This window comes from Empedobacter stercoris (assembly GCF_020281205.1).
In the GTDB taxonomy this organism is placed as follows: Bacteria; Bacteroidota; Bacteroidia; order Flavobacteriales; family Weeksellaceae; genus Empedobacter; species Empedobacter stercoris.
Genome location: NZ_JACXZC010000001.1, coordinates 96061 through 120366 on the forward strand (window position 1 = coordinate 96061; position 24306 = coordinate 120366).

The 24306-nt window shown below is 31.4% G+C and carries 18 protein-coding genes, 7 tRNA genes and 1 riboswitch; of the genes, 8 read left to right on the forward strand and 17 right to left on the reverse strand.

Annotated elements, in window-relative coordinates:
- Window positions 1-85 precede the first annotated feature (85 nt).
- From IF125_RS00475 to IF125_RS00490, 4 genes are all read right to left on the reverse strand, one after another.
- Window positions 86-2998 carry a M16 family metallopeptidase gene (locus tag IF125_RS00475; RefSeq protein WP_225541154.1) on the reverse strand — a complete coding sequence of 971 codons (2913 nt, stop codon included), beginning with the start codon at window positions 2996-2998 and terminating at the stop codon, window positions 86-88.
- Window positions 2999-3076: 78 nt separating this feature from the next.
- Entirely contained in the window at window positions 3077-3454 is a 378-nt protein-coding gene (crcB, locus tag IF125_RS00480) for a fluoride efflux transporter CrcB (RefSeq protein ID WP_225541155.1), read from the reverse strand.
- Window positions 3454-3660, reverse strand: coding sequence for a hypothetical protein (locus IF125_RS00485; protein WP_225541157.1), 207 nt, complete (start codon window positions 3658-3660; stop codon window positions 3454-3456). Before IF125_RS00485 ends, crcB begins: the two co-directional genes overlap by 1 nt.
- A gap of 70 nt (window positions 3661-3730) precedes the next feature.
- On the reverse strand, window positions 3731-5299 hold the full coding sequence (locus tag IF125_RS00490) for an NAD(P)/FAD-dependent oxidoreductase (protein ID WP_171621963.1): 1569 nt from the start codon (window positions 5297-5299) through the stop codon (window positions 3731-3733).
- 102 nt (window positions 5300-5401) lie between these two features.
- On the opposite strand from IF125_RS00490, the gene IF125_RS00495 reads away from it, so the two are divergent.
- Window positions 5402-5797 carry a protease inhibitor I42 family protein gene (locus IF125_RS00495; protein WP_225541158.1) on the forward strand — a complete coding sequence of 132 codons (396 nt, stop codon included), beginning with the start codon at window positions 5402-5404 and terminating at the stop codon, window positions 5795-5797.
- A gap of 46 nt (window positions 5798-5843) precedes the next feature.
- Here IF125_RS00495 and IF125_RS00500 read toward each other — a convergent pair whose 3' ends face one another.
- Both IF125_RS00500 and IF125_RS00505 read right to left on the reverse strand, forming a co-directional pair.
- On the reverse strand, window positions 5844-7037 hold the full coding sequence (locus IF125_RS00500; RefSeq protein WP_225541159.1) for a C1 family peptidase: 1194 nt from the start codon (window positions 7035-7037) through the stop codon (window positions 5844-5846).
- 224 nt (window positions 7038-7261) lie between these two features.
- Window positions 7262-8842, reverse strand: a complete 1581-nt coding sequence (locus tag IF125_RS00505) for a BamA/TamA family outer membrane protein (RefSeq protein WP_225541160.1) — start codon at window positions 8840-8842, stop codon at window positions 7262-7264.
- 154 nt (window positions 8843-8996) lie between these two features.
- Between IF125_RS00505 and IF125_RS00510 the strand changes: the two genes are divergently transcribed.
- A complete protein-coding gene (locus IF125_RS00510; protein ID WP_171621968.1) occupies window positions 8997-9308 on the forward strand; it encodes a DUF3817 domain-containing protein in 312 nt (103 codons plus the stop codon).
- A 126-nt stretch (window positions 9309-9434) separates the two neighbouring features.
- On the opposite strand, the gene IF125_RS00515 is transcribed toward IF125_RS00510, so the two are convergent.
- The 3 genes from IF125_RS00515 to IF125_RS00525 form a co-directional block, all read right to left on the reverse strand.
- Window positions 9435-9507, reverse strand: a tRNA-Gly gene (locus tag IF125_RS00515).
- A 28-nt stretch (window positions 9508-9535) separates the two neighbouring features.
- Window positions 9536-9619: transfer RNA gene (locus tag IF125_RS00520), tRNA-Leu, on the reverse strand.
- Between the two features lie 33 nt (window positions 9620-9652).
- Window positions 9653-9725, reverse strand: a tRNA-Gly gene (locus IF125_RS00525).
- A 143-nt stretch (window positions 9726-9868) separates the two neighbouring features.
- Between IF125_RS00525 and IF125_RS00530 the strand changes: the two genes are divergently transcribed.
- Both IF125_RS00530 and IF125_RS00535 read left to right on the forward strand, forming a co-directional pair.
- Window positions 9869-10198: a hypothetical protein gene (locus IF125_RS00530; RefSeq protein WP_225541161.1), complete on the forward strand. Its 330-nt coding sequence runs from the start codon at window positions 9869-9871 to the stop codon at window positions 10196-10198.
- Window positions 10199-10202: 4 nt separating this feature from the next.
- Window positions 10203-11090 carry an alpha/beta hydrolase family protein gene (locus tag IF125_RS00535; protein ID WP_225541162.1) on the forward strand — a complete coding sequence of 296 codons (888 nt, stop codon included), beginning with the start codon at window positions 10203-10205 and terminating at the stop codon, window positions 11088-11090.
- Between the two features lies 1 nt (window position 11091).
- On the opposite strand, the gene cobC is transcribed toward IF125_RS00535, so the two are convergent.
- Genes cobC through cobT form a run of 3 tightly spaced genes read right to left on the reverse strand, consistent with a single transcriptional unit; the run spans window position 11092 to window position 13426 of the window.
- Complete coding sequence (gene cobC / locus IF125_RS00540) at window positions 11092-11652, reverse strand: alpha-ribazole phosphatase (RefSeq protein ID WP_171621971.1); 561 nt, start codon at window positions 11650-11652, stop codon at window positions 11092-11094.
- Window positions 11637-12413, reverse strand: coding sequence for an adenosylcobinamide-GDP ribazoletransferase (locus IF125_RS00545; protein WP_171621972.1), 777 nt, complete (start codon window positions 12411-12413; stop codon window positions 11637-11639). Before IF125_RS00545 ends, cobC begins: the two co-directional genes overlap by 16 nt.
- Window positions 12407-13426 carry a nicotinate-nucleotide--dimethylbenzimidazole phosphoribosyltransferase gene (cobT, locus tag IF125_RS00550; protein WP_225541163.1) on the reverse strand — a complete coding sequence of 340 codons (1020 nt, stop codon included), beginning with the start codon at window positions 13424-13426 and terminating at the stop codon, window positions 12407-12409. Before cobT ends, IF125_RS00545 begins: the two co-directional genes overlap by 7 nt.
- 98 nt (window positions 13427-13524) lie before the next feature.
- A riboswitch (cobalamin riboswitch) is annotated at window positions 13525-13663 on the reverse strand.
- An 84-nt stretch (window positions 13664-13747) separates the two neighbouring features.
- On the opposite strand from cobT, the gene IF125_RS00555 reads away from it, so the two are divergent.
- The 4 genes from IF125_RS00555 to IF125_RS00570 all read left to right on the forward strand — a co-directional run bounded on the left by IF125_RS00555 (window position 13748) and on the right by IF125_RS00570 (window position 22538).
- Window positions 13748-17671 (forward strand): response regulator, encoded by a 3924-nt coding sequence (locus IF125_RS00555; RefSeq protein WP_225541164.1) that lies wholly within the window; start codon window positions 13748-13750, stop codon window positions 17669-17671.
- A gap of 11 nt (window positions 17672-17682) precedes the next feature.
- Window positions 17683-18039: a response regulator transcription factor gene (locus IF125_RS00560; protein ID WP_171621975.1), complete on the forward strand. Its 357-nt coding sequence runs from the start codon at window positions 17683-17685 to the stop codon at window positions 18037-18039.
- Between the two features lie 4 nt (window positions 18040-18043).
- Entirely contained in the window at window positions 18044-19108 is a 1065-nt protein-coding gene (locus IF125_RS00565) for a hypothetical protein (protein ID WP_225541166.1), read from the forward strand.
- A gap of 73 nt (window positions 19109-19181) precedes the next feature.
- Window positions 19182-22538 carry a sulfatase-like hydrolase/transferase gene (locus tag IF125_RS00570; RefSeq protein WP_225541167.1) on the forward strand — a complete coding sequence of 1119 codons (3357 nt, stop codon included), beginning with the start codon at window positions 19182-19184 and terminating at the stop codon, window positions 22536-22538.
- Here the strand turns inward: IF125_RS00570 and IF125_RS00575 are convergent.
- From IF125_RS00575 to IF125_RS00595, 5 genes are all read right to left on the reverse strand, one after another.
- The gene (locus tag IF125_RS00575; RefSeq protein ID WP_225541168.1) at window positions 22535-23782 is read right to left on the reverse strand and encodes a YaiO family outer membrane beta-barrel protein; all 1248 of its coding nucleotides are present in this window, start codon (window positions 23780-23782) and stop codon (window positions 22535-22537) included. The two genes, IF125_RS00570 and IF125_RS00575, sit on opposite strands and share 4 nt — an antisense overlap.
- A 90-nt stretch (window positions 23783-23872) precedes the next feature.
- A tRNA-Leu gene (locus tag IF125_RS00580) sits at window positions 23873-23956 on the reverse strand.
- A 23-nt stretch (window positions 23957-23979) separates the two neighbouring features.
- A tRNA-Gly gene (locus tag IF125_RS00585) sits at window positions 23980-24052 on the reverse strand.
- 29 nt (window positions 24053-24081) lie between these two features.
- Window positions 24082-24165 (reverse strand) — tRNA-Leu (locus tag IF125_RS00590).
- A 32-nt stretch (window positions 24166-24197) separates the two neighbouring features.
- Window positions 24198-24270: transfer RNA gene (locus IF125_RS00595), tRNA-Gly, on the reverse strand.
- Between the last annotated feature and the right edge of the window lie 36 nt (window positions 24271-24306).

Sequence of the window (24306 nt, forward strand, 5' to 3'; positions counted from 1 at the left end):
TCATTAAGAGTAAGTTGGTTATTTAAAATAAACGCGTTGTAGGATTTCCTAAACGCGTTTATTGATTTTATAATTGAATAAAAGATTAATAATTAAACAATTCTTCTAATGTTAATTCTTTAATATCACCTAATTTTTGAACAGCATTCCAATCTAAGTTGTCTTTTTTACCGATTAAACCTACATTGAATTTCTGACCTTTGATGTGTTTTTGGAAAAATTGATCCAATTGATCTAATGTTAATTTAGATGTTTGCTCGTAAATATCTTTGTTGATATCATAGTTAAGACCTCTATCTTGTAAAGACAGCCAATAAAAGAATACATTTGCTTTTGTGTAGCGACTTGTAGCGATTTGCTTTAGCGCTGCTTGCTTCGAATTATTGAATTGATTTTCTGCTTTTGGCATATTATTCATTAACTCTTTCATAGCATCAACAGCTTGTGGTAATTTGTTTGCTTGTGTACCAATTACCGCTCTCACATAGTTGTAATTATCTTTTTTGTTCGCATTGATGTAAAAAGATCCAGCTGAATAAGCCAAAGATTTAGATTCGCGAATTTCTTGGAAAACAATAGATGATAAACCTCCACCAAAATATTCATTGAAAATTCCGGTTGATGTTAATAACGTTGGATCGTATTTAGAGTCGCGTGCAAAGAAATTAATTTCCGACTGTACCATGTCGTAAGGTGCAAAATATACTTTACCATCGGTCGCTGGTTGAGGATATATTTTTTTCTTTGGATAATCTAAATTCTTCCCGAAATTATGATTTTGTTCAATTGCTTTTTTCGTTTCAGCTTCATTATTTCCGTAGTAGAAAATTTGATGCTTGTAATTAAAGAAATCTTTAATGATTTGTGTTAATTCTTTCGGATCAATTGCTTTCAAATCTGCTTCAGAAATAATATCTCGCGAACGATTGTCTGGTCCATATTGAGCATACGTATTCAACATAGAAGAAATCACATTTTTATTCTTTTTAGAATTTTCTCTTGATTTCAATATTTTATTTACATACTCTTGGTACGATTCATTAGTAGCAACAGCATCACTTAAAAGATGTTCGAATAATTTGATACCACTTGTTAAATTCTTTTGTAAACCTGTGATATAAACAGAAGTTCTCTCAGTTCCTGTATTCACACCATAATCAATTCCAATTTTGTAAAACTCTTTTTTTAAGTTTTCTGGTGAATATTTAGAAGTTCCTAAGTAGTTTAAATAATTAATCGCTAAACCAAGTTTCTTGTTATTATCAGCTCCCATATCAGCGATGTAGTAAACAGAACTGATATCATTTGTTTTATTTTGGATTGAAGTGAACTTTGTATTGTTGATTTTTCCTTCCTTCAATTCTTTTTTGAAATCAACAAAAACTGGTTTAATCTCACTCGATTTGATGTTCATAAAGTCTTTGTACCAAGTAGATTCAGCATCACGATTTAATTGAATTGGTGTAATACCAGGATTCGATACACGAACTAAGTTTTTGTTTTCACCTTGACGTTTGTAAACAATTACATAATTATCAGTGTAATTTTTCTTCGCAAAATCCATTAATTCTTGCTTCGTAACACGACTCATTTCATCGTATTGATCCACAACTTTCGCCCAAGGAATGTCATTAATGTACGATTTGTATAAACTTGCAGCTAACGAACGTGAGTTTTCCCAACTTTTCATACGCGACTTTCTCAAATCATTCGTTACAGCCTCAATCATCCAATCATCGAATTCCCCTTTTTTAATTTTCTCGATTTGAGTGATTAATAAATCACGAACTTCTTCTAAATTTTGACCTTGTTTTGGTGATCCAGAAAAAGAATGCATTCCGTAATCTCTAAAGAAAGATGAAGAACTACTTGCACCTAATGTTTTTTGTTGTTGATTGATATTTAAATCGATTAATCCTGCAGTAGAATTACTCAAAATGTAATCAATTAGCGTAACATATTTAGCATCAGAACTATTTGCACCATTAAAACGGTAAGCAAACTGTACACGCTCTGAAGATGGACTGAACACATCACTTGTTACGATTGTTTTGATTGGCTCTTCTTTTGCTACATATTGTGTAGGAGCCGGTTTTGTAGCATAATTTCCGAAATATTTATCAATCATCGGAACAGCTGTATCAAAATCAAAATCTCCAATTAATAGAACTGCCATATTACTCGCAACATAATATTTATCAAAATAATTATGAATTGCCACCATTGAAGGATTCTTTAAATGCTCTGAAGTTCCAATTGTTGTTTGTGTTCCGTAATGCGATTTTGGGAACAATGTTTCCATCATTTTATAGAAAACTAAACGTCCGTCATTATCTTGCGAACGATTAAATTCTTCATAAACAGCTTCTAATTCTGTATGAAATAAACGTAAAACTAATTCGTTAAAACGTTCTGATTCTACTTTTAACCATTTTTCTAATTCGTTGTTCGGAATATTATTATGGTAAATTGTTTCCTCTAAAGAAGTGTGTGCATTTGTGCCTGAAGCTCCAAGCGATGAAATTAATTTATCGTACTCATTTGCTACAGCATATTTAGATGCTTCTTGCGAAACTTGATCGATTTTTTTATAAAGCTCGATTTTCTTAGCCGGATCTTTTTCTGCTTTATGCTGCTCATATAAATCAGAAATTTGTTGGATCAAAGGTTGTTCTGCAGCCCAGTTTTGAGTTCCAATTTTCGAAGTTCCTTTAAAAACCATGTGTTCTAAATAATGAGCCAAACCAGTGTTGTCTTCTGGATCGTTGTTAGAACCTGTTTTTACAGCAATATGTGTTTGAATTCTTGGTTCGTCTTTTATTTGAGCTAAATAAATTTTTAAACCATTTTTTAAGGTATAGATTCTTGTATTAGAAGGATCATTTTCTACCATTTCGTAGGTATATCCTTTGTTGTCTGTTTTTTTCACAGTCTTTAATTGTGCATAAGTTAAAACGGAAGTAAACATAATTCCGCAAAATAGAAAAGATTTCCTCATGTGATAATTTTATATTTCTTAAAAATAAGATTTTTTTATTATCTACCATAAAGAAAAATATAATATGTTGATAATGATTTATTTTATAAGCCTAAATCCAATTAGTGTAAAAAAAATTCCAATGACAACACTTGATAAAATGTAAACAAGGGATGTCATTACGTTTTGTTGTTGAATTAAGTTGAAATTTTCATATGAAAAACTTGAAAAAGTAGTAAATCCTCCACAAAAACCGGTGATGAATAAAAAATTGAAATACGTATTTCCTATATTATTCTTAATTGAATAAGCGTACAAAATTCCAATCAAAAAGCAACCAATACTATTTGTCAAAAATGTAGCCAACGGAAATGGTTGTGAATAATATTTTCCGATTCCGTATGAAATTAAAAATCTTGCAACACTACCAAAAGCGCCACCTAAACCAACAAATAGTATAGATTTTAAAAGATTCATTAAATTCTGTTTACAATTTTAATCAAAGCTAAAAATAGTATAATGATGAATGAAATAATTCCTAAAAAGAATAAACCTAATCCAAAATAAACAATTGTAATTGTTCCAATATTCCAACCGATTAAGTTGATTGAATAACCTATTAAAATCAGCGCTATTGAAATCAATAAAAATTTGAGATTATTTACTTTTTCTAAATTCATCATTTCTAAAGATGCGAAGCTAAAACAAGTTCAGCTTGACATCTGTATTTTATTTTGAGTATTAAATATAAAACTATTTTTCGATAAAATTCTTCACTGCAATTGCAACTTTTGCTCCGTCCATGGCGGCAGAAATAATTCCACCCGCATAACCTGCACCTTCAGCACAAGGAAATAATCCTGCAACCTGCGTATGTTCTAAGGTTTCTTCATTTCTCGGAATACGAACAGGGGAAGAAGTTCTGGATTCTGTTGCCACAATATTTGCATTTTCGGTATAGTAACCATTCATTTTTTTACCAAATGTTTGGAAACCTAATTGTAATGATTGATGAACTTCTTTTGGTAAAACATCGCTTAATAATCCAGATGTTAAACCTGGTAAATAAGAACAGTCATTTAACGAATTTGATAATTTTCCTGAAACAAAATCAGTCATTCGTTGAGCAGGAGCTTTTAGTTTTCCTCCACCTGCTTGCCATGCTTTTTGTTCTACCATTTGTTGAAATTTCATTCCTGCCAAAGGTCCAGTAAATCCATATTTTGCAAAATCTTTTTCATCAACTGTTACAACCATTCCCGAATTAGCAAAAAAACCATCTCGTTTAGATGGCGACCAACCATTTACGACCAATTCTCCTTCATCTGTAGAAGCAGGTGCGATAATTCCACCAGGACACATACAAAAAGAGAAAACACCACGACCGGCTTCTTGCGAAACTAATGAATAGGATGCTGGGGGAAGGAATTCGTTGCGTTCTGTTCCGATTGGACAATGATATTGAGCAGAGTCAATCAAACTTTGATGATGTTCTACACGAACGCCTAATGCAAATGGTTTAGCTTCAATTAAAACATTCTTTTCATTCAACATATTGAAAATATCACGAGCCGAATGTCCTGTTGCTAAAATAAGCGATGATGTTTTAATTTTTTTATCGTGATTAATTTCAATTCCTTTAATTTGATTATTCTCGATAAGAATATCCGTTAGTTTTGTATCAAACCAAACCTCTCCACCACATTCGATAATTGCTTCGCGCATGTTGGCGATAATTCCTGGTAATTTATTAGTTCCGATATGGGGATGAGCTTCTTGTAAAATGCGTTCTGTTGCGCCAAAATGTACAAACCATTGTAGAGATTTCAGAATATTTCCACGCTTTGTAGAACGTGTATATAATTTTCCGTCCGAATAAGTTCCAGCTCCACCTTCACCATAACAATAGTTAGATTCAGGATTTACTTTTCCTTCTTTGTTCATTGCAGCTAAGTCGCGACGACGATCACGAACATTTTTTCCACGTTCGATGATAATTGGTTTAAGACCTTGCTCAATTAATTCTAATGCAGCAAATAATCCAGCTGGACCAGCACCAGCAATATAAACTTCGTGTTTATTCTCTACATTCTGAAGATTTGGATGAAACTCGAAAGCATCCGAAAAATCTTCATTGATAAAAACATTAACTTGTAATTGAGTGATAATATTTCGACTTCGCGCATCTAATGAGCGACGAATGATTTGATAAGCATTGATATTCTCCGGTTTAGTTTTAACGGCAGATGCTAAACGTTGTTTTAAAATATTTTCATTTGCTGCTTCTGCAGGAGAAATGCGAATAGTTACATTTTGAGGCATAATTATTGACTAAAAAATAAAACACAAAATTAGTTGAAAAAGCGCTTAGTTGAATAGCTTTGTAACTGTTTTTATAAAAAAAAATAATCAAAACGATAAATTATGATTAAAAAAACTTTACTCTTATTAGGAAGTTCAACCTTGTTAATGGCTTGTGCAGCGAATATAAATAATGAGAAAACAATCAATTTGGATACAGTCGAAAATGCCAAAACAATCAATTTAAATGTAGGAGATCAAATAAAATTAGAAGTGACTTCTAATCCTTCTACTGGATACGATTGGTTTACTACAGAACCTGATGGTTGTAGTGTAAAAATTGTTGATAAGTCGAATGTAAAAAAACAGCAAGAAGGAATGGTAGGCGTACCAAGTAAAAATGTATATACAGTGATAGCTGGTAGTAAAGGAGAGTGTACGATACAGTTTGATTATAAAAGAGGCTGGGAGAAAGATGCTCCATCCAATACAAAACAACTTACATTTAATGTAAAATAAGAAAAGCTCCAATAGGAGCTTTTCTTACTTATGATGAGATTAGAAATTAAATTCCTAATTTTTTCAATGTTTGTTTTTGAACACCGTTTTTGTGAACTAAAATATTTGTTGTTTTATACTGAACAAAAGCTTTTGTTACATAAAGATATCCTTCGTAGTCGTTTGTTAATCCCCAAGAATTTTTAACGATGTAATAGTCTTTTCCGTTTTGATCTTTTGCAATTCCAACAATGTGCATTCCATGGTCATCAGTCGTTTGGTAATCATCGAAAGCCGCTTGACGCATGTCTTCTGTAATTACTTTTTCTGCTTTAGGACCTTTGAACATTTCTGCTTTTTGTGTTGAAGTCATATCAGCAAAATCAATTTCAGGAACATAAGCAATTCCATTTTTCCAGCTAAATCCTTTCTCAGAAACATCCGTCGCCCAAGCTACAGTAAATCCATTTTTTAAAGCATAATCAATATTATCCGTCATTTCTGTCATCGGAACATTGTAAAAAGCTTCGTATGCCCAGTTATCAGGAATCGCCAATACAAATGGTTTGTAATACGAATGCTCTTTGAACGATGTAATCGCAACATAATCGTTTGGATTAATTCCTACCACTTGATCTGCAAATGTACGCGGTGTATATTTTTTCCCGTTGTACGTAAATTCAGACGGATATGTTCCTAAATAACTATCTAAAACAGCTGTGTATGCTTTTTCCCAATTAGGAGTTAGTTTTCCATTTGGATTAGAAACAACAGCTTTTAATACTCCTTCTTGTATGGCAGCCATTTCACCAAATTGGTTAATTTTTGTTCCGTAATTTAAGCCTGTGTAAACTTCTGTAGGAACAGCACCATATTTTTTGATCGTGTTTAAAACATCAAAGAAAGATCCTCCATCTCCCAAAGTTGTGGCGCCATGCATGCGTACATATTGTTTTCCTTTTTCAACGTATGTATTTCTTGCATTGAAAATAGAAGACAATTGAATAGGTTGTTTTCCCATTCTGATCATTTCTGATTCGAAGAACGAATTTCCTGAATATGACCAACAAGTTCCTGAAGATCCTTGATTTTCTACTGGCGTTTTAGCTAAATTGATAACATCTGTAAATTGAAAAGCTTCTTTACTATTTTCACTAACATTTTTGTTTAAGGCATTAACTAAGTTGTCTTGTGCAGATACCAATTGAGCACTTGCAAGCATTACTGCTGAAGCGAAAATTGGATAAAAAATTTTATGCATTTTTAAAATTATTTTGTGTGAGTTTTTTATAAGTAGCTAATTTTACGAAAATGTTAACAATAAACCTATAAAAATTTAAAGTTTTTTTAATAAAACTTCTTAGTATCCATTCACACAATACATTTGTTAAGCTAAAACAACCTTGTTTGTAATAAACTGAGTCCTCGGGAAAGGTAAAACAACCTTGTTTGTAATTAAATTTTGTTGATGAATATTATAAATAACTAAAACTGGCTTAAAATTCCAAAATGGATTTTAGACTCTTTGAAATCGAAAGAGGTTTCGTCTGTTTTTCCTACGGCGTAACTCAAATTGAAAATACCCATTTTCGTTAAAAATGAAATTCCAGTTCCGAAACTTAACAAAGATGTATTTAGGTTTGCACGTTTGTTATCAATAAAACCATAGTCAGCAAATAAACCAATGTAGAAAGCTTCACTTGGAACAAAACGATAATCGACATTCAGAAAACCATACATATTGGCGGTAATACTTTCTTCATTGAAGCCTCTAAAACTGCCAAAACCACCAATTCTATACAATTCGTTTTCAGAAAAATCATCGTCTTTCGTGAGTAAACCTCTAAATTCTGCACCAGTTTTGATGTAGTGTTTGTCAGTTAATTCGAATAAGCGAAAGGTCTTTAGCCCTATTTCAATTTGGTTTACCGTTTTATTATCAATTTCTTCTGTCCACGAAAAATTCTTTTCCTTTTTACGAATCGAATTTACCGCAACATCTAACATCGATTTTCCTTCCATCAAACGAAAAGGGTGTTTTAAAAAATAATTATAACTCAAACCAATTCCTGTTTTAGAATAATCATCATAGCTCGATTTTAGATACGAATCATCTTCTAATAAAAAGTTCGAAGATTGCACCATTCCACTTACACCAATTGTTGAATTGAGGTTGAGTTGATAAAACAAGCGTTCCGAAAAATCTACATTTACAAAGACAGAATCTTGTTTGAAAAGTTTGAAATTAGTTTCAGAACCAATCGGAGATTTGAATAGATAAGGTACTTTAACACCGATATTTAGTGATGTGTTTTTGTTAGCAGTTCCAATCCAATTTAATCGAATTTCTTCTAAACTATTAAACACGTTATTCAACGAAAGTTGTACGTTTCCGTTTAATTTGAAATCACCATTATCATCTGTTCCAAAACCTAAAACACCATCAAAATAATTGGAACTAATCTTTTTCGGATACAAATATAAGATCGTAGAATCTGGTTTGAATAAGGTTTGTGGCTGTTGTACTTCTGCAATATAATTGGTTTGCTGCATTAAAGTAGAAATAGATGCTAATTTCTGTTCACTGTAAATTTCTCCATTTTTGATGTTAAGTCCATGACGCAAATAACCTTTTGATAATTTTTCATATTCAATTAATTTTACACCATCAATTGTTCGTTGCTTCCCTTTGTTTAATAGCAATTCTATTCGTTGCTCACTTTGTTGAAAACCATTTGTAACAAGTTTTATTTGTGCAAAGGGATAACCTTCATTAATGTTTGTCTTGGCCAATTTATTCAGAATAGAATCTAAATTATTGGTTGGAAAATAATCATTTTTATTCTCAAATAAATCATTGTTTTTCACCCAAATTCTTTGGTAGTTTTTCCCTTTGTTCAAATAGATTTTCTCATTTTTGATGGAATCAATCGTTAAAGTATAGTAACCATTTTTTTGAAGTGAGTCTAAAGAAGAATCGAGGTTTTTACTTTCAAAATCTTTTGTATACGATTTTGTTTCATCATTGTATCGATAAAATTGTATTTTTTTTTCTTGTGCAAACACAAGAATAGATGTGAATAAAAGAAAAATAATGTGAACAAAATATCGCATATTGTTTGTAATAACGTATAAATTAAAAGTTAAGTATTTGTTTTATTGATAAGTAATAGCTAAAATCTAAAAAAATCAGTTTATTTTTGGCTCAAATTTAAGATGAATGTTGAAATTATTTAAAATAACGGGGTACTTAGAAGCACTTTCTGCAATTATTTTATTCTTTATAGCCATGCCAATGAAATATATTTGGGATGACCCGACTTGGGTAACGCACGCAGGAAGAGTACACGGAGGACTTTTTATTGCTTATATTATATTGTTGTACATATTAAAGGAAAAATACAATTGGTCGATGAAAATTTTCTGGATCTTTTTTGTTGCAGCAATTATTCCAGGAGGAACAATTTGGGCAGAGAAAAAATTTATCGAAGGAAAAAAATACAAACAAATGTTAGCTGAACAAGAAATTTAGTTCGATACGTATTGAAAAATAATTAAAACCTTATCAAACCTTTATTTGATGAGGTTTTTTTTATGTGCAAATAAAAAGTTTAAAATAAAAAAGCCAAAGACTATAAATAATCTTTGGCTTTTGTTGAGCGGGAAACGAGACTCGAACTCGCAACATTCAGCTTGGAAGGCTGACGCTCTACCAATTGAGCTATTCCCGCATACATTATAAAAATCAAATTAAAAAAGTACCTCAGGCGGGACTTGAACCCGCACGTCCTAATGGACACAGGATTTTAAGTCCTGCGTGTCTACCAATTCCACCACCAAGGCAAAATTTGATTTTTTGAATCTAATATTTCAAAGAGCGGGAAACGAGACTCGAACTCGCAACATTCAGCTTGGAAGGCTGACGCTCTACCAATTGAGCTATTCCCGCGTTGTGAGTGCAAATATAAGGTCAATAAAACCACTTTTGCAAGTGTTTTTAGAATAAATTTTATAACTTTTTTCTAATAAATTAATTTTGAAACATTTGACTTGTTGATTTTTTTTTAGAAATTAGTTTAAAATATAATTTGAATGACATTTGAAGATTTATTTAACTTAATTGAGCGAAATAATTTCAAATCAAAAAATGATTTTATTGTAGCTGTAAAACTTTTTGATGCCGAAAATGATTGGCCAGAACCTTCAACAACTTTAGAAGAATTTATAGGTAAACTTGAATATGAAATAGGAGAGGAAATTTTTTATCATCGTTTAATTTCTAAATTAGAAACCTATTCTTTAACAAATGATACATGGAAAATTGAGAGTTTGATGTCTATAAAAGATATTGTAGACCTTGATTTGAATAAAAGTTTGAGAACAATTGTTAATGAGTTTGTAGCGAATAATGAAACAATTTAAAATTATGAAATTGCTTTTCGTATTCCTGTTTGCTTACGTAGCATTTAGTTGTAAACAATCTGTGATAGAAACAAAAGTGAGTAAAGAGTTAGATTACGAGTTGAAAATTGCATCAAACCAAAAGGCTTTGTTGATTTTATTTCCTTGTTTTCCTTGTGATATAGAACATACAAAACAAGAAGCGAAATTTATAAAACATATAGACCAGCAAGGAATTACGACTTTGTTATTTAATTTTAACCAAAAATTATATTTATCCGATCAGGAGAAAAAAAATATAATAACTCGACTGATTGATATATTAAATCAACATCAATTAAATAAAGTTAACCTTTATATAGGAGGATTTTCGAGTGGAGGGAATGTAGCAATTTTGATAGGAAATGAACTGATGAAAGAACAAAATAGTATCCAGCCTAAAGGTGTTTTTGTAGTCGATTCTCCAATTGATTTAGAAGAATTATATAAAAGTGCAAAAAAAGATATTGAAGAGAATGTAAGTAAAGCTGCGGTAGAAGAAGGCAAATTTTTAATCGAGCTTTTTAATAAAGAATTAGGTGCTCCAGAAGATTCGATTCAGAACTACGAGTATTATTCACCCTATTTAATGTCTAAAAATTCTAATAAGAATATTCAATTTTTAAAAAATATTAAGATAAGATTATATTGTGAGCCAGATATAGAGTGGCAAAGTTCGAATAGAAATAGAACTTATGAAGATTTGAATGCTTTTAAATTAAAAAAAATGGCTTCGCATTTGAAAGCAATTGGAGCGAAGAGTGTAGAGTTTATTGAAACGGAGAATAGAGGCTTTAGAGCAAATGGTCAGAAACATCCGCATTCTTGGAATATAGTAGAGAAGGAAAGTTTAGTTGATTGGATGTTGAATTAGTCTACATTTTTCTCATTATAAAATCTTCCTCATTTGTTTCACCTAAATTAAACTGAAAAATTTCACCGTAATTTACAGGGATTTTGAATGCATTTTTAATTGGTATTTGCAACAAATAACACCATATTAATCGAATTACTCCGCCATGAGCAACAATTAATATTTTTTGAAGTTTGGTATTTCTTAAGTCGTTCATAAAATCAGAGATGCGTAAAAACATTTCGTACATCGATTCGCCATTTGGAGTTGGTATCGTTACAAAATCATCGTACCATGGATTGATTTCTTCCGAAGGAATTTCGTTCCAAGGTTTCATTTCCCAGTCTCCAAAATTGAATTCTTTCAATCGATTATCTAAAATAATTTCTGTAGAAAAAGTGTAGGCTAATTGTTGACAACGATTCAATGGACTCGAAAAAATAGTATCAAAATCGTGATCGATTTTAGCATGTATTTCTTTTACTTCGTCTAAAAACGTGTCTGTCAAATCGACATCGGTTTGTCCGTAACAAACCGATGAAGGGATTTTGACTTTTGTATGTCGTATTACAAAAATTTGCATATAATCAGTATTCCTAAATAAAATAAAACTTCGGTAACTTGTTGTACAGTTCCCAAACAATCGCCTGTATAACCGCCTATATATTTCTTAAAATACCAACCCAAATAGACTTTACCTATATAACAAAGTGGTAAAATCAACAAGAATTTCCATTCGCCAAAAACTATAAAAGGAAGTAAACAAAATAGAAAACTTATGAGCAAGTTTTTAATCGGTAAAGCTTTACTCGCCATTGGTTTTGATTTGCTTTTGTCAATATCGGTGACATATTCGTGGGTGTAAATCATCATTCCAGAAAAAAAACGACTTACCGAATGTGCAGCAATTAAAGTGAAAATAATCAACCAAAAATTATCTTCTGCAATGTGTTTCAGAGAGGTGAATTTTAATAACAATAACAAGATTGCACCGATAACTCCATAAGCTCCAATTCGGCTATCTTTCATAATTGTCATAATTTTTTCTTTACCATAACCTCCTCCAAAACTATCGCAGACATCAGTAAAACCATCTTCGTGAAAAGCACCAGTCAACAAAATACTTGTAATCATGGTGATAATAATCGCAATATCAACAGGTAAAATAAATTGACAAACACTATAAATAATCGCATTAAAACAACCAACCAATAAGCCAACAGCAGCATAATATTTTTGCGATTGATTCATAATTTCGTTGCTGTAAGGAATCTTGAATGGAATTGGAATTCGAGTAAAAAACATCAATGCCGTTAGGAAATAAGTAATTTCTTTTTTTAGCATTCCACTTCAGTTTCTTTATTACTGACACCAGCAGATTCAAAACTTGCCATATCATTAAAGAAATTTACTGCACTTTTAATAATTGGATAAGCCAAAGCACAACCTGTTCCTTCTCCTACGCGTAAATTGATTTTCAAGATAGGTTCTTCGTTGAAATAATTTAATAGATAACGATGTCCAATTTCATCACTTTGATGACAAAAAATAGCGTTTTTCAAAATTTCAGGTTTCAATTTTGATGCGACTAAAATTGCAGCTGAAGCAATATAACCATCTATCATCAACAGCATATTATGTTCATAAGCAGCGAGCATTGCACCTGTCATTTGCGCGACTTCAAAACCTCCGAAAGTTGCTAAAATTTGTTTCGGATCATTTATTTCACCTTGATTTTCCTTTGCTTGAGTCAGAATATTAATCTTGTTTTGCAATTGTTCATCATTCAAGCCTGTACCTCGGCCAACACATTGTTCAAGTGGAAGTTGAGTTAAATAGTGAATAATCATTGATGCAGATGAAGTGTTTCCAATTCCCATTTCCCCAAAACCAATAATATTCGTTCCGTTTTGAGCGATTTCATCAACAATTTTCTTCGAATGATCAAAGCATTGTTGCAATTCTTCTGCATTCATTGCAGGTTCGTACAAAAAGTTTTTGGTTGATTTTGCAATTTTGCAATTTTTCAGAACCGAATAATCTTCAAAATTATAATTGACTCCTGCATCAACAATTGTTAAATCGATTTCATTTTGATTACAAAAAACATTAATAGCAGCCCCATTATTTAGGAAATTAATAACCATTTGCGGTGTAACCTCCGCAGGATAAGCACTTACGCCAGATTGTGCAATACCATGATCGCTTGCGAAAACAATTAGATGTGGATTAACTAATTCTAAATGATTTTTTTGTTGAACTAAACCAATCCTCAAAGCGATTTTTTCTAATAAACCTAAAGCTCCAAGAGGTTTTGTTTTAAGGTCAATAAGGTGTTGAATTTCTTCTTTTAGCATGTTTTTATAAACTAAGTTTTAATAAAAATGCTTTCGAAATCAAGTGCAATCAATTCAACAAAAACCGAGATTATTGTAGTTTTGATTGAGCTTCAATCGCGAAAGCATCATCTAAAAAGTGGTCTGGCTTATAGTGTTCACTACTTACAGTTGCGCGACAGCTCGAGATTTGCACTCGATTCCCTTTTATGCAACTAATGTAAGAAAATAAATATGATTTTAAAAAATTAAACTTTTTTAAAATTAATTGATTACAAATATTTATAATTATGTAATATATTTAGCCTCCTCTACTTTCCTATTAAAAACAGATCAATTTTAATGGAGAATTATCCTATCCCAGCAAACGAAAAGCAAAGATTGCAAGCAGTTTACGATTATAATTTGCAAGCACATGACAAAGACGAAGAATTAGACGTTTTTGCAAATGCCGCAAGTTTAATTTGCAATACACCTATTGCTTTAGTTTCTGTTTTTGACGAAGATTATCAAATCATCAAAGCGAATTGTGGAATAGAAGTGGATGCAGTTCCGCGTCAGCAAACAATTTGTCAATTTTCTTTGATGGAAGATGAAATTTTAGTCATTGATGATGTAAATAAATTTGAACCAGCACAAAAAATAGCAGGCGTAAAAGCAGCAAACATCCAGTTTTATGCAGGTGTACCTTTAATAGATGATAACGGCAATGCATTGGGAACGCTTTGTGTTAACGATCATCATCCAAGAAAATTAAGTGATAAACAACGAAGTTTATTGATTCAATTAGGGAAAAATATTACAAAATTATTGGTCAGTAAAAAACGAAAAAAAGACGCTGCTTACTTTCAAAATATCTATAAAATTTCGAATAATTTAATCGGAGTTGCTGATATTAATGGTGTATTGAAATCAATTAACCCAGCCTTTAAAAAAGTTTTAGAAGTTAAAAATGACCAATCAATTCCTTCGAAAAATTTCTTAGACTTTGTTTCAGAAAAGGATAAGAAAAAAGTTCAAATGTTTTTGGCTGATTTGAAAACTAATTCAGGTTCGAATCATTTCAAATGTTTGATGTATTCAATAGAAACGAAGGAAGAAAAATTGGTTGAGTGGTATACTAAATCAAACACTTCGTATGATAACGAGATTTTCTTATTTGGACGAGATATTACACTTGAAAACTCTAAAAAGGAGGAACTTGAAAACAGTGAACGTAAGTTTAGAAATTTTTTCAATTCTTCGCTTGGTTTAATGACGATTCACGATTTGGATGGTAATATTTTATCCATTAATAAAAAAGGTTTAGAATCGATGGGTTATACTGAGGAAGAATCGAAAGATTTGGATCTTAAAAAATTAATTCCAAAAGCAAATCACCAAGAGTATGAAACGTATATAGATACAATTGCTAAGCAAAAGCAAAATTCTGGGTTGATGCCTTTGATTAAAAAGGATGGTATGTTGACTTATTGGTTGTACAGTAATATTTTGGATAAAGATAATGATGGAAATCCGATTGTGATGAGTACTGCGGTTGATATGACGCAACGAATAATCTTGGAAAGAGACTTGAATCGCGTTCGTCAATTATTAGACCATACCTATGAAGTAGCAAACGTTGGTGGTTGGAAATTTGATTTAATTCACAACAAATTAATTTGGGCTGATACAACAAAAAAAATACACGAAGTTGAGCCAGATTATGAACCAAATGTAGAAACTGCACTTAATTTTTATGAACCTAAGAAAAGTTATCCTAAAATTAAGAAAGCGTTTAAGGATGCTATAGAGAAAGGAATTTCGTATGATTTGGAATTACAAATTATCACGCAAAAGAATAATACTGTTTGGGTGAGATGCAAAGGAATTCCAGAGTTTGTAGACGGAGTATGCGTTAGTCTTTTTGGGATATTTCAAGATATTAATGATAAGAAAATATACACATTAGAATTAGCCAGACAAAAAGCGATATTCGAAACGTTTATTAATCATGTACCTGCTTCAGTTGCAATGTTTGATAATAAAATGAATTATTTGACTTTAAGTAACAAATGGAGTGAAGAGTTTGTTGTTAAAAAGAAAAATGTAATTGGAAAGTCGCATTACGATATTTATGATGTTCCTGAAGAAAGAAAATTAATCTATGAAGCGTGTTTAAAAGGAGAATCACACTCTAATCCAGATTCCATTTTTAGTACTCCGAAATACGATTCGGAACAGCATTATGCTTGGGAAATTCATCCATGGTACATCAATAAAAAACAAATTGGCGGCTTAATTATGTTTTCTCAAAATATCACCGAATCTGTCAAAAAGAATAAAGAGCTTAAAAAAGCGAAGAAAAATGCAGATATCGCAAATAGAGCAAAATCGGAATTTTTGGCAAATATGAGTCATGAAATCCGAACACCATTAAATGGAGTGATTGGTTTCTCTGATTTATTGTTGAAAACGCCTCTTAATCAATCACAGAAACAATATTTGAATTACATTAATGATTCTGCTAATTCATTGTTGTCAATTATTAATGATATTTTAGATTTCTCTAAAATTGAATCGGGGCGAATGGATGTTTCGATTGAAAAAAATAATTTATTCGAATTAGGAAATCAAGTCATTAATGTTATTCTTTATCAAGCCGAAAATAAAAAAATAGAACTGTTATTAAATATCGATAATAGTTTACCACAATTTATTTGGATTGATGAAGCGCGTCTAAAACAAGTTTTGATTAATCTACTTGGGAATGCCGTGAAATTCACCGAAAAAGGTGAAATAGAACTTAAAATTAGTCAAGTCGAACCAATTAAAGAAGGGAAGAAAGCGAAACTTAGATTCTCTGTTCGCGATACTGGAATTGGGATTAAACCAGAGAAACAATCCAAAATTTTTGATGCTTTTACACAAGAAGATAGTACTGTAAGTAAACGTTTTGGAGGAACAGGATTAGGGTTAACCATTTCAAATAAATTGTTAAATTACTTCGGAAGTCATTTAGAATTGGAAAGTGAAGTCGATAAAGGCTCTACATTTTACTTTGAGTTGGAAGTGGATTACGAGTATAATTTTAATCAACAATTTGACCATTTAGACGAGATAAAACATATTCTGATTGTGGATGATAACCAAAGTAATCAGGTTATTTTGAAGCATATGTTAGAGTTTAAAAAAATCACTTCTGACCTTGCAAATAACGGAATAGAGGCGTTGCAAAAAGTGTTGAATGGTGAAGTGTATGATGTTATTTTGATGGATTATCACATGCCTGTTTTAAATGGTTTAGAAACAATTCAGAAAATAAAAGAATACGTTGAGTCGAAACAAACAAAAATACCTTTAGTGTTATTGCATAGCTCATCTGAAGATGAATTTTTGATTCAGAAAGCTAAAGAATTAGGGATAAATTCTCGTTTATTAAAACCAATAAAATCAGAAGAATTATTCGAAACATTACGAAAAAGTATCATCGATTCGAAGGAAAATCAAACATTAGAAATAGAAGAACCAAACGAAAATACACAAGATTTTTCTAAACAATTTCATATTCTTATTGCTGATGATAATATGGTGAATATGGCACTGAATCAGCAAATCATAAAAAATATAGCACCAAATAGTGTGTTGTACACGGCTATAAATGGAGCTGAAGCAGTAGCTGTTTGTCAAGAAAATCAAGTTGATTTAATTTTAATGGATATTCAAATGCCAGAAATGAATGGTATTGATGCAACGAAATTTATTCGATTGATTAATAATTATCAAGATGTCCCGATTATTGCCGTTACAGCGGGAAATGTGAAAGGCGAAAAAGAAAGATGTCTTGAGGTTGGTTTGACTGACTTCTTAGCGAAGCCAATTCGAGAAAATGATATAGTAGATATGATGAAAAAATGGTTGGATTTTTCTCAAGAAACGCAAAATGAAAACGAAGATTTTGGAAATCATATTGATGTATCAATGATTGATAATTATACAAAAGATGATGAATCGTTCAGAAAAACGTTTATCGAAATTATTATCAATGAATTAGAAAAAGACAAAATAGCGTTTAAAACACATAGTAATACTAAAAATTTAGAACAAATCAATCAATTAGGGCACAAAGTAAAAGGAACTTCGAAAACGGCTGGACTTCTTATTTTGGCTGATTTAACTGAACAAATCGAAAAAGCAACTTCTATAAATTACATAGAAGAAAACCAACTTATAATGCGAATAGAAAACGAAATTGAATTAGTTATTAATTATTTAAAAAATATTTAAAAACCAATAGAATGCAGATTTTAATTGCCGAAGACGACGAATTGATTTTAAAAACAATTGAGCATAAACTTAAAAAAGAAGGCTATACAGTTGTTTTAACACGAAATGGAAAAGAAGCAATCAACAAGATAGAAACAGAAAATATTGATCTGATTATTACTGATATTATGATGCCTTTTGCTTCTGGTTTGGAGATTATTAGTGCTGTTAGAAAGAGTAAAAATGCTGAAACACCTATTATTATTTTGTCGTCTTTAGGACAAGAAGATGTGGTTGTGGAAGCTTTTGATCTTGGTGCAAATGATTTTATGGTAAAACCATTTAGTCCTGTTGAATTATCAGTACGCGTAAAAAAAATCTTAAAATAATACAATGATTATCCTACAAATCATAACATATACCGAGTTAATCGTAGGAATTTATATTCTACTTATTTTACTTTTTTTGATTATCATATATACATTGTTGAAAAGTATTATTGAATATAAAATCATTACAAAGAAAAATAAGTGGAATGCGATTATTGATCAAGAGATTTATGAAACGATTTTAGAAGAAAATAATCAACAGAATACAGATTTTAATGATTATTTAAAATCAAGTTTATTCAAACATTATTTCATTAAAAAACTCCTAAAAGCAGAACATAACTTTTCGGGAAATTCTAAAGAGAATATTCGTAATTTATTTGGACAATATCAACTCAAGAAAATATCCTTACAAAAATTAAACAGTAAAAAAGGATACGAAATAGCCGAAGCTATACAAGAAGTGACAGCCATGAATTGCATCGAAACTTTGCCTAAAATTAAAACTTTGCTACATCATAGAAATGAGTTGGTTCGTACAGAAGCTCAATATGGTTTGGTGAAATTCTCTGGTTTTGAAGGTTTATATTTTTTGGATGATTTACAAGAACAATTAACAGATTGGCATCAATTAAAATTATTGGAAGCAATTAACACTTTACCAAATAATGATGAGGTTGAGCAGTCAATTTCGAATTGGTTGAAATCAACGAATCAGAGTGTAAAAGTTTTTGCGATGAAATTGATTCGTAAGTTTCAATTGTTACAAATGCACGATTTGGTTGCGGAAAATTTGCACGATTCTGATGAAAAAACCTTGAAAGAAACAATTAAAACTTTGGTTAGAATCGAAAGTGAAACCACTTCAACTTTATTCATTCATCATTACGAAAGATATGAAGAGAAATTTCAATTGCAAATTTTGAAAGCTTTAGAACTAATTTCAAATCCAGAAAATAGTTTATTCTTGAAAACTCAGGCGATAGAAAATGAATCATTTTCAGTAAAAAAAGCAAGTGTGAAAGCATTAATCCATTGTTGTGATAAAAATGAGGTATTACAACTTTCAACTCAATCAAATTCTCCCGAATTAAGACAAATTATTAATCAAATTATTCAAGAACACTAATCATGAATTGGCTTGAAACCGCTTTCGATTTTTTTATTTATGGATTTCTTTTTTATTCTATCCTTTAATTATTGTGTATGGATGGATTGGACTTTACGCAAAAGGAGCAATTAAATCATATATCCGAAAAAATAGTTTTACAGATTATTCCCTGATCGCAACTTCTTCAAATGCACCAACGTTTAGTCTTATTGCTCCAGCTTATAATGAAGGGGCTACAATTGTAGAAAATGTACGCTCGTTGTTGTCGTTGTATTATAATCAGCTCGAAATTATTATTGTAAATGATGGATCCAAAGATGATTCGTTGCAACGATTAATTGAGGCGTATGATTTGATTAAAATAGATTATTTTGTTGAGGGAAATATCAAAACAAAACCCATAAATGCGATTTATAAAAGTAGCAATCCTGTTTTTAAAAAATTGGTAATTGTTGACAAAGTAAATGGTGGAAAATCGGATGCGTTAAATGTTGGAATTAACATCGCTACAAATGATTATATTGTTTGTATTGACGTTGATTGTATCTTAGAACAAGATGCCATCCTAAAGCTTGCTAAGCCTTTTATGGACGAAGCAAAAGCTAAAGTAATTGCTTGTGGTGGCGTGATAAGATTGGCCAATAATTGTACAATTATCGATGGGAAAATTGTAGATGTTAATTTGCCGAAAACTCGTATGGGTAGAGCTCAAGCGTTAGAATATATCAGAGCGTTTGTTTTGGGAAGAATGGCATGGTCGCGTGCCAATGGATTGATGTTGATATCAGGTGCTTTTGGTGCTTTTGATCGCGAAATTGTATTGCAATGTGGCGGTTATGATCACGATACAGTTGGTGAAGATATGGAGCTTATTGTGCGAATGCGACGTTATATGCACGAGCAAAAATTGGCCTATAAAGTAGTAAATATTCCCGATCCGCTTTGTTGGACAGAAGTGCCAGAAAGTAAAGAAATTTTAACCAAACAACGCAATCGTTGGATGCGTGGAACGATAGAAACATTGTGGAAACATCGTATTTTATTTTTCAATCCGAAATATGGAAAACTTGGAATGATGAGTTATCCGTATTGGTTTTTCTTCGAATTTTTAGGACCGATTATCGAATATATTGGTTGGATCATTTTCGTTGTTTTATTCTTTTTAGGTTTAATTAATTGGCATATTTTCTTTCCTTTAATGGCTTTTGTATTGCTTTACGGAATTTTATATTCGATTTATGCCATTTTGATTGATTTGATGACGTATAACGTTTACAACAAGAAAGGAGATATTCCAAAATTGTTTTTAACCGCGTTTATAGAGCCATTTACTTTTCATCCTTTTGTAGTTTTAGCTGCCGTAAAAGGAGTAAAGGATTTCTTTTTGAAAAATAATTCATGGGGAGAAATGACGCGACAAGGTTTTGGAAGAAATCAAGCAAAAGAGTTGTCTGTTTTGCAAAAAATGAAATTAGGATTTGTGAATTTAGTTCAACAAACGACTTTTATTTCATTGATTTATCTTTTACTTTTTGGGGTATCTACAATTGTTGAAATTTCTTTTTATAAACAAAATTTAACCCCACATGCTCATCAAACATTATTTCTTGATTTATTTGTTCACAATATTGATTTTGCTTTAGACAGTATTTTTATCGTTAGTTTAATTTACTTCTTATTGCAATTTTATTCTATCGGTTGGGCGAAGAAATGGGTTATTTTTGCTTATTCATTTTTAATTGTTGCAAATATAGGATTGATAAAATATTTTGAAACGACGCTCAACTTATTAGGTTCCGATTTATTTTTATACACATTCGATGAGTTAAAGCTGATTATTGGAGCTTCTGGTGTTATGAATGTTACCAATATTATTCTATCTCTGGTTGTAATTAGTTTATTGACGTTGATTTTTACGTACAGTTATAAATTAAAAATCAAGCAGAAATATCTCCAATTTTCGCTGATTGTACTAAGTCTTTTCGCGATTATTATTCCGATTAATCTGTTTGTAAAGGATGCAGAGAATGATGAGTTTTCGTCTAATTTAGTTTTAAGTAAATCGTCTTATTTTTTCTCTAATTCATTAGAACAATTTGCTGAAGATAAAATAACCGAAATTGATTTCTTGAATGCAAATTCAACTGCAAAGAATCAAGATAACCGAAATTATCCAGACAAAGAAAATTATCCATTTTTATACCAAGATGATAACCAAAACTTTTTTGCAAAACAATTCAATTTATCAACTGAAAAGCCAAATGTTGTTTTTATTGTAATTGAAGGTTTGGGGAGAGCATATAGCAACGACGGAGCGTATTTAGGATCGTTTACACCTTATATTGATCAACTATCTAAAAAGAGTTTGTATTGGGAAAATGGATTGAGTACGACGGGAAGAACATATGGTGTTCTACCAGCGTTAACAGGTTCCTTGCCATTTGCTGAAAATGGTTTTATGGAGCAAAATAACTTACCTCAACATTTCAACTTGTATAATTTATTGAAAAGTAATGGTTATAAAACGGGGTATTTTTATGGTGGTGATGCAGATTTTGACTTTATGTCTAAGTATTTGGATTATTCTCAAGTGGAAACGATTATAGATGAAGATGATTACGGAAACGATTATGCGAAAATCCCTTCGAATAATGGCTTTTCTTGGGGATATGATGATCATTCGGTTTTTAAAAAATATTTAACAATACAGAAAGAAGATAGTCAACCCTATTTTAATGTTTTAATGACTTTAGCAACGCACAGCCCATTCTTGATAAACAATGTTGAGAAATACAATAAACAGTTTGATAAGTTGGTTGAAACAAGAAATTATGATGCGACAACTTTAGCTACAATCAAAAAATATAAGCAGCAATTGGTTACTTTTTTAAGTGTAGACGATGCGTTAAAAAATTTTTTTGAAACATATCAAAAACGTTCAGATTTTAATCAAACTATTTTTGTGATAACAGGAGATCATAGAATGCCAGAAGTGCCGATGGAAACGAAAATAGATCGTTTTCATGTGCCAATTATAGTGTATTCACCGTTATTGAAATCACCAAAAAAGATGTCGAATATTGTCACGCATTTTGATATTGCCCCAACATTTGCGACTTATTTTAGAGATTCATATAGAATGAACTTACCGCACCATGTAACATGGATGGGACAAAATCTGGAAAATGGTAAGTCAAATTTCAGAAAACAAGGTGTTCCGCTAATGCAAAACAAGAATATTTTGGATGATTATGTTTTCGAAAATTATCATTTGTCAGGAGGGAAGTTATATCGAATCGAAAAGAATTTAACAGAAGATCTTGAACAAAATTCAAAAATGGAAGATGAGTTAAAGAATCGTATGAAGTCGTTTAAAACAAAAAACCATTCGTTGAAAAATGTTCAAAAAATGGTTCCTGATTCTTTATTTATAAAATATATTAATTAGAATTTTCGACTGTACGAAATACTTACATCATATTGATTTCCTTTTTGATTTGGACGATATTCCTGGTTATAATAATTTGCACCGATTGTAATTAAATTCAAATCTTTGATCGAAAAATTATAATTAGCTCCAATTTTAAAGGATTTCAATTTGTAAGTAGTATTTTCTAAAAGATTATTGTTAAAATCTTCTGGAGAAATCCCTGTTCCTATCGCTAAACTTAAATAATTATTAGCATCACCCGTATAATAACGCGTTGTAAAGGTATACGAATGAGAGATGTTATGATCGCTTGGAGTAACAAATGCTCTTAAGTTAAACCAATAATTTTTGTAGTATTTTCCGATAGATCCTGTAAACATCCAAACATCATCAGAAAAATGAAGTTGACGATATCCTAATTCAGCTTCAAAACTCTTTGGTAAATTTGCATACAATGATGCCCCTGTACGGTATTTTGGGAAAATACCATCACTATCTGAATATCCACCACCAATATACATGTAAAATGTCTTAGAGAGTCTCGGATAAGCTTCTACTTCGTATTGTACACCATTATCTTTAAATTTGTTGGCGTAATTCACTTTAATAATCAATGAGCCCAAAGCAGTTTGACGTTTGTAACTGACTGAAACTTGATGCCAATCATCAGCAAATTGTTTATCGAAATGTGAATAATTGTAATTTACACCAATTGCATTTTTCGTATTATTAATTTCGATGCGATTAGCCAATTCGCGTGCTTCCGTATTTTTAGGATTAATCGCAATTAATTCTTTGATTGTTTCTGATGCATCACTATAAAGATCCCCTGAATTCTGAATCTTAGCTTTTAACAATAATAGTTCTTCATGCTTAGGGTATTTAATTAAACCACGATCAATGATAGATATAGCTTCTGTATAATTCTCATTCCAATATTCAAGCGAAGTGTAGGCCAAATAAAAATCAGTTGAAGGATCCATGGTTTTTTCTATATTCTGAAAAACTTTTCGAGCTTCATCCGTTTCATCATTCCATGTGTAAATTCTTCCCAAGAAAACAGCTATATCAGTATATTCTGGAGATTGTGCTAAAGCTTGTAAAGCTAATTTCTTTGCAGCTGTATAATCTTTTTCTTCGAAAGCTTTGTGTCGAGCTTCTAGAAATAAATCATCTGAACTTTTTGTTTCTTGACCGTAAGAAAATAAAGGTAAAAAGGTAAGAGTAAATAGGGCCTTTCTTAAAAATGATTGTTGAATCATGTGTTAAAAACGTACTTTGTTAAAGCGATAAAGATATAATTATTTGAAGCATAAAAAAAGCCCAAGAAAATAAATTCTTGAGCTTTGTTGTACCTCAGGCGGGACTTGAACCCGCACGTCCTAATGGACACAGGATTTTAAGTCCTGCGTGTCTACCAATTCCACCACCAAGGCATCCACTTCTAAGAAAGAAGTTGAGCGGGAAACGAGACTCGAACTCGCAACATTCAGCTTGGAAGGCTGACGCTCTACCAATTGAGCTATTCCCGCGTGTAAATTGTCAAAATCAAATTAAAAAGTACCTCAGGCGGGACTTGAACCCGCACGTCCTAATGGACACAGGATTTTAAGTCCTGCGTGTCTACCAATTCCACCACCAAGGCAAAATTTGATTTTTGAATTTAATATTTCAAAGAGCGGGAAACGGGGCTCGAACCCGCGACCTCAACCTTGGCAAGGTTGCGCTCTACCAGCTGAGCTATTCTCGCGATTGGAGTGCAAATATATAAAATCAATTTCTAATA

What these genes read in the sequence shown, in the direction of transcription:
- IF125_RS00475 (WP_225541154.1), bottom strand. Translation starts at nt 2,998, where the DNA reads ATGAGGAAATCTTTTCTATTTTGCGGAATTATGTTTACTTCCGTTTTA.
- crcB (WP_225541155.1), bottom strand. Translation starts at nt 3,454, where the DNA reads ATGAATCTTTTAAAATCTATACTATTTGTTGGTTTAGGTGGCGCTTTT.
- IF125_RS00485 (WP_225541157.1), bottom strand. Translation starts at nt 3,660, where the DNA reads ATGATGAATTTAGAAAAAGTAAATAATCTCAAATTTTTATTGATTTCA.
- IF125_RS00490 (WP_171621963.1), bottom strand. Translation starts at nt 5,299, where the DNA reads ATGCCTCAAAATGTAACTATTCGCATTTCTCCTGCAGAAGCAGCAAAT.
- IF125_RS00495 (WP_225541158.1), top strand. Translation starts at nt 5,402, where the DNA reads ATGATTAAAAAAACTTTACTCTTATTAGGAAGTTCAACCTTGTTAATG.
- IF125_RS00500 (WP_225541159.1), bottom strand. Translation starts at nt 7,037, where the DNA reads ATGCATAAAATTTTTTATCCAATTTTCGCTTCAGCAGTAATGCTTGCA.
- IF125_RS00510 (WP_171621968.1), top strand. Translation starts at nt 8,997, where the DNA reads ATGTTGAAATTATTTAAAATAACGGGGTACTTAGAAGCACTTTCTGCA.
- IF125_RS00530 (WP_225541161.1), top strand. Translation starts at nt 9,869, where the DNA reads ATGACATTTGAAGATTTATTTAACTTAATTGAGCGAAATAATTTCAAA.
- IF125_RS00535 (WP_225541162.1), top strand. Translation starts at nt 10,203, where the DNA reads ATGAAATTGCTTTTCGTATTCCTGTTTGCTTACGTAGCATTTAGTTGT.
- cobC (WP_171621971.1), bottom strand. Translation starts at nt 11,652, where the DNA reads ATGCAAATTTTTGTAATACGACATACAAAAGTCAAAATCCCTTCATCG.
- IF125_RS00545 (WP_171621972.1), bottom strand. Translation starts at nt 12,413, where the DNA reads ATGCTAAAAAAAGAAATTACTTATTTCCTAACGGCATTGATGTTTTTT.
- cobT (WP_225541163.1), bottom strand. Translation starts at nt 13,426, where the DNA reads ATGCTAAAAGAAGAAATTCAACACCTTATTGACCTTAAAACAAAACCT.
- IF125_RS00555 (WP_225541164.1), top strand. Translation starts at nt 13,748, where the DNA reads ATGGAGAATTATCCTATCCCAGCAAACGAAAAGCAAAGATTGCAAGCA.
- IF125_RS00560 (WP_171621975.1), top strand. Translation starts at nt 17,683, where the DNA reads ATGCAGATTTTAATTGCCGAAGACGACGAATTGATTTTAAAAACAATT.
- IF125_RS00565 (WP_225541166.1), top strand. Translation starts at nt 18,044, where the DNA reads ATGATTATCCTACAAATCATAACATATACCGAGTTAATCGTAGGAATT.
- IF125_RS00575 (WP_225541168.1), bottom strand. Translation starts at nt 23,782, where the DNA reads ATGATTCAACAATCATTTTTAAGAAAGGCCCTATTTACTCTTACCTTT.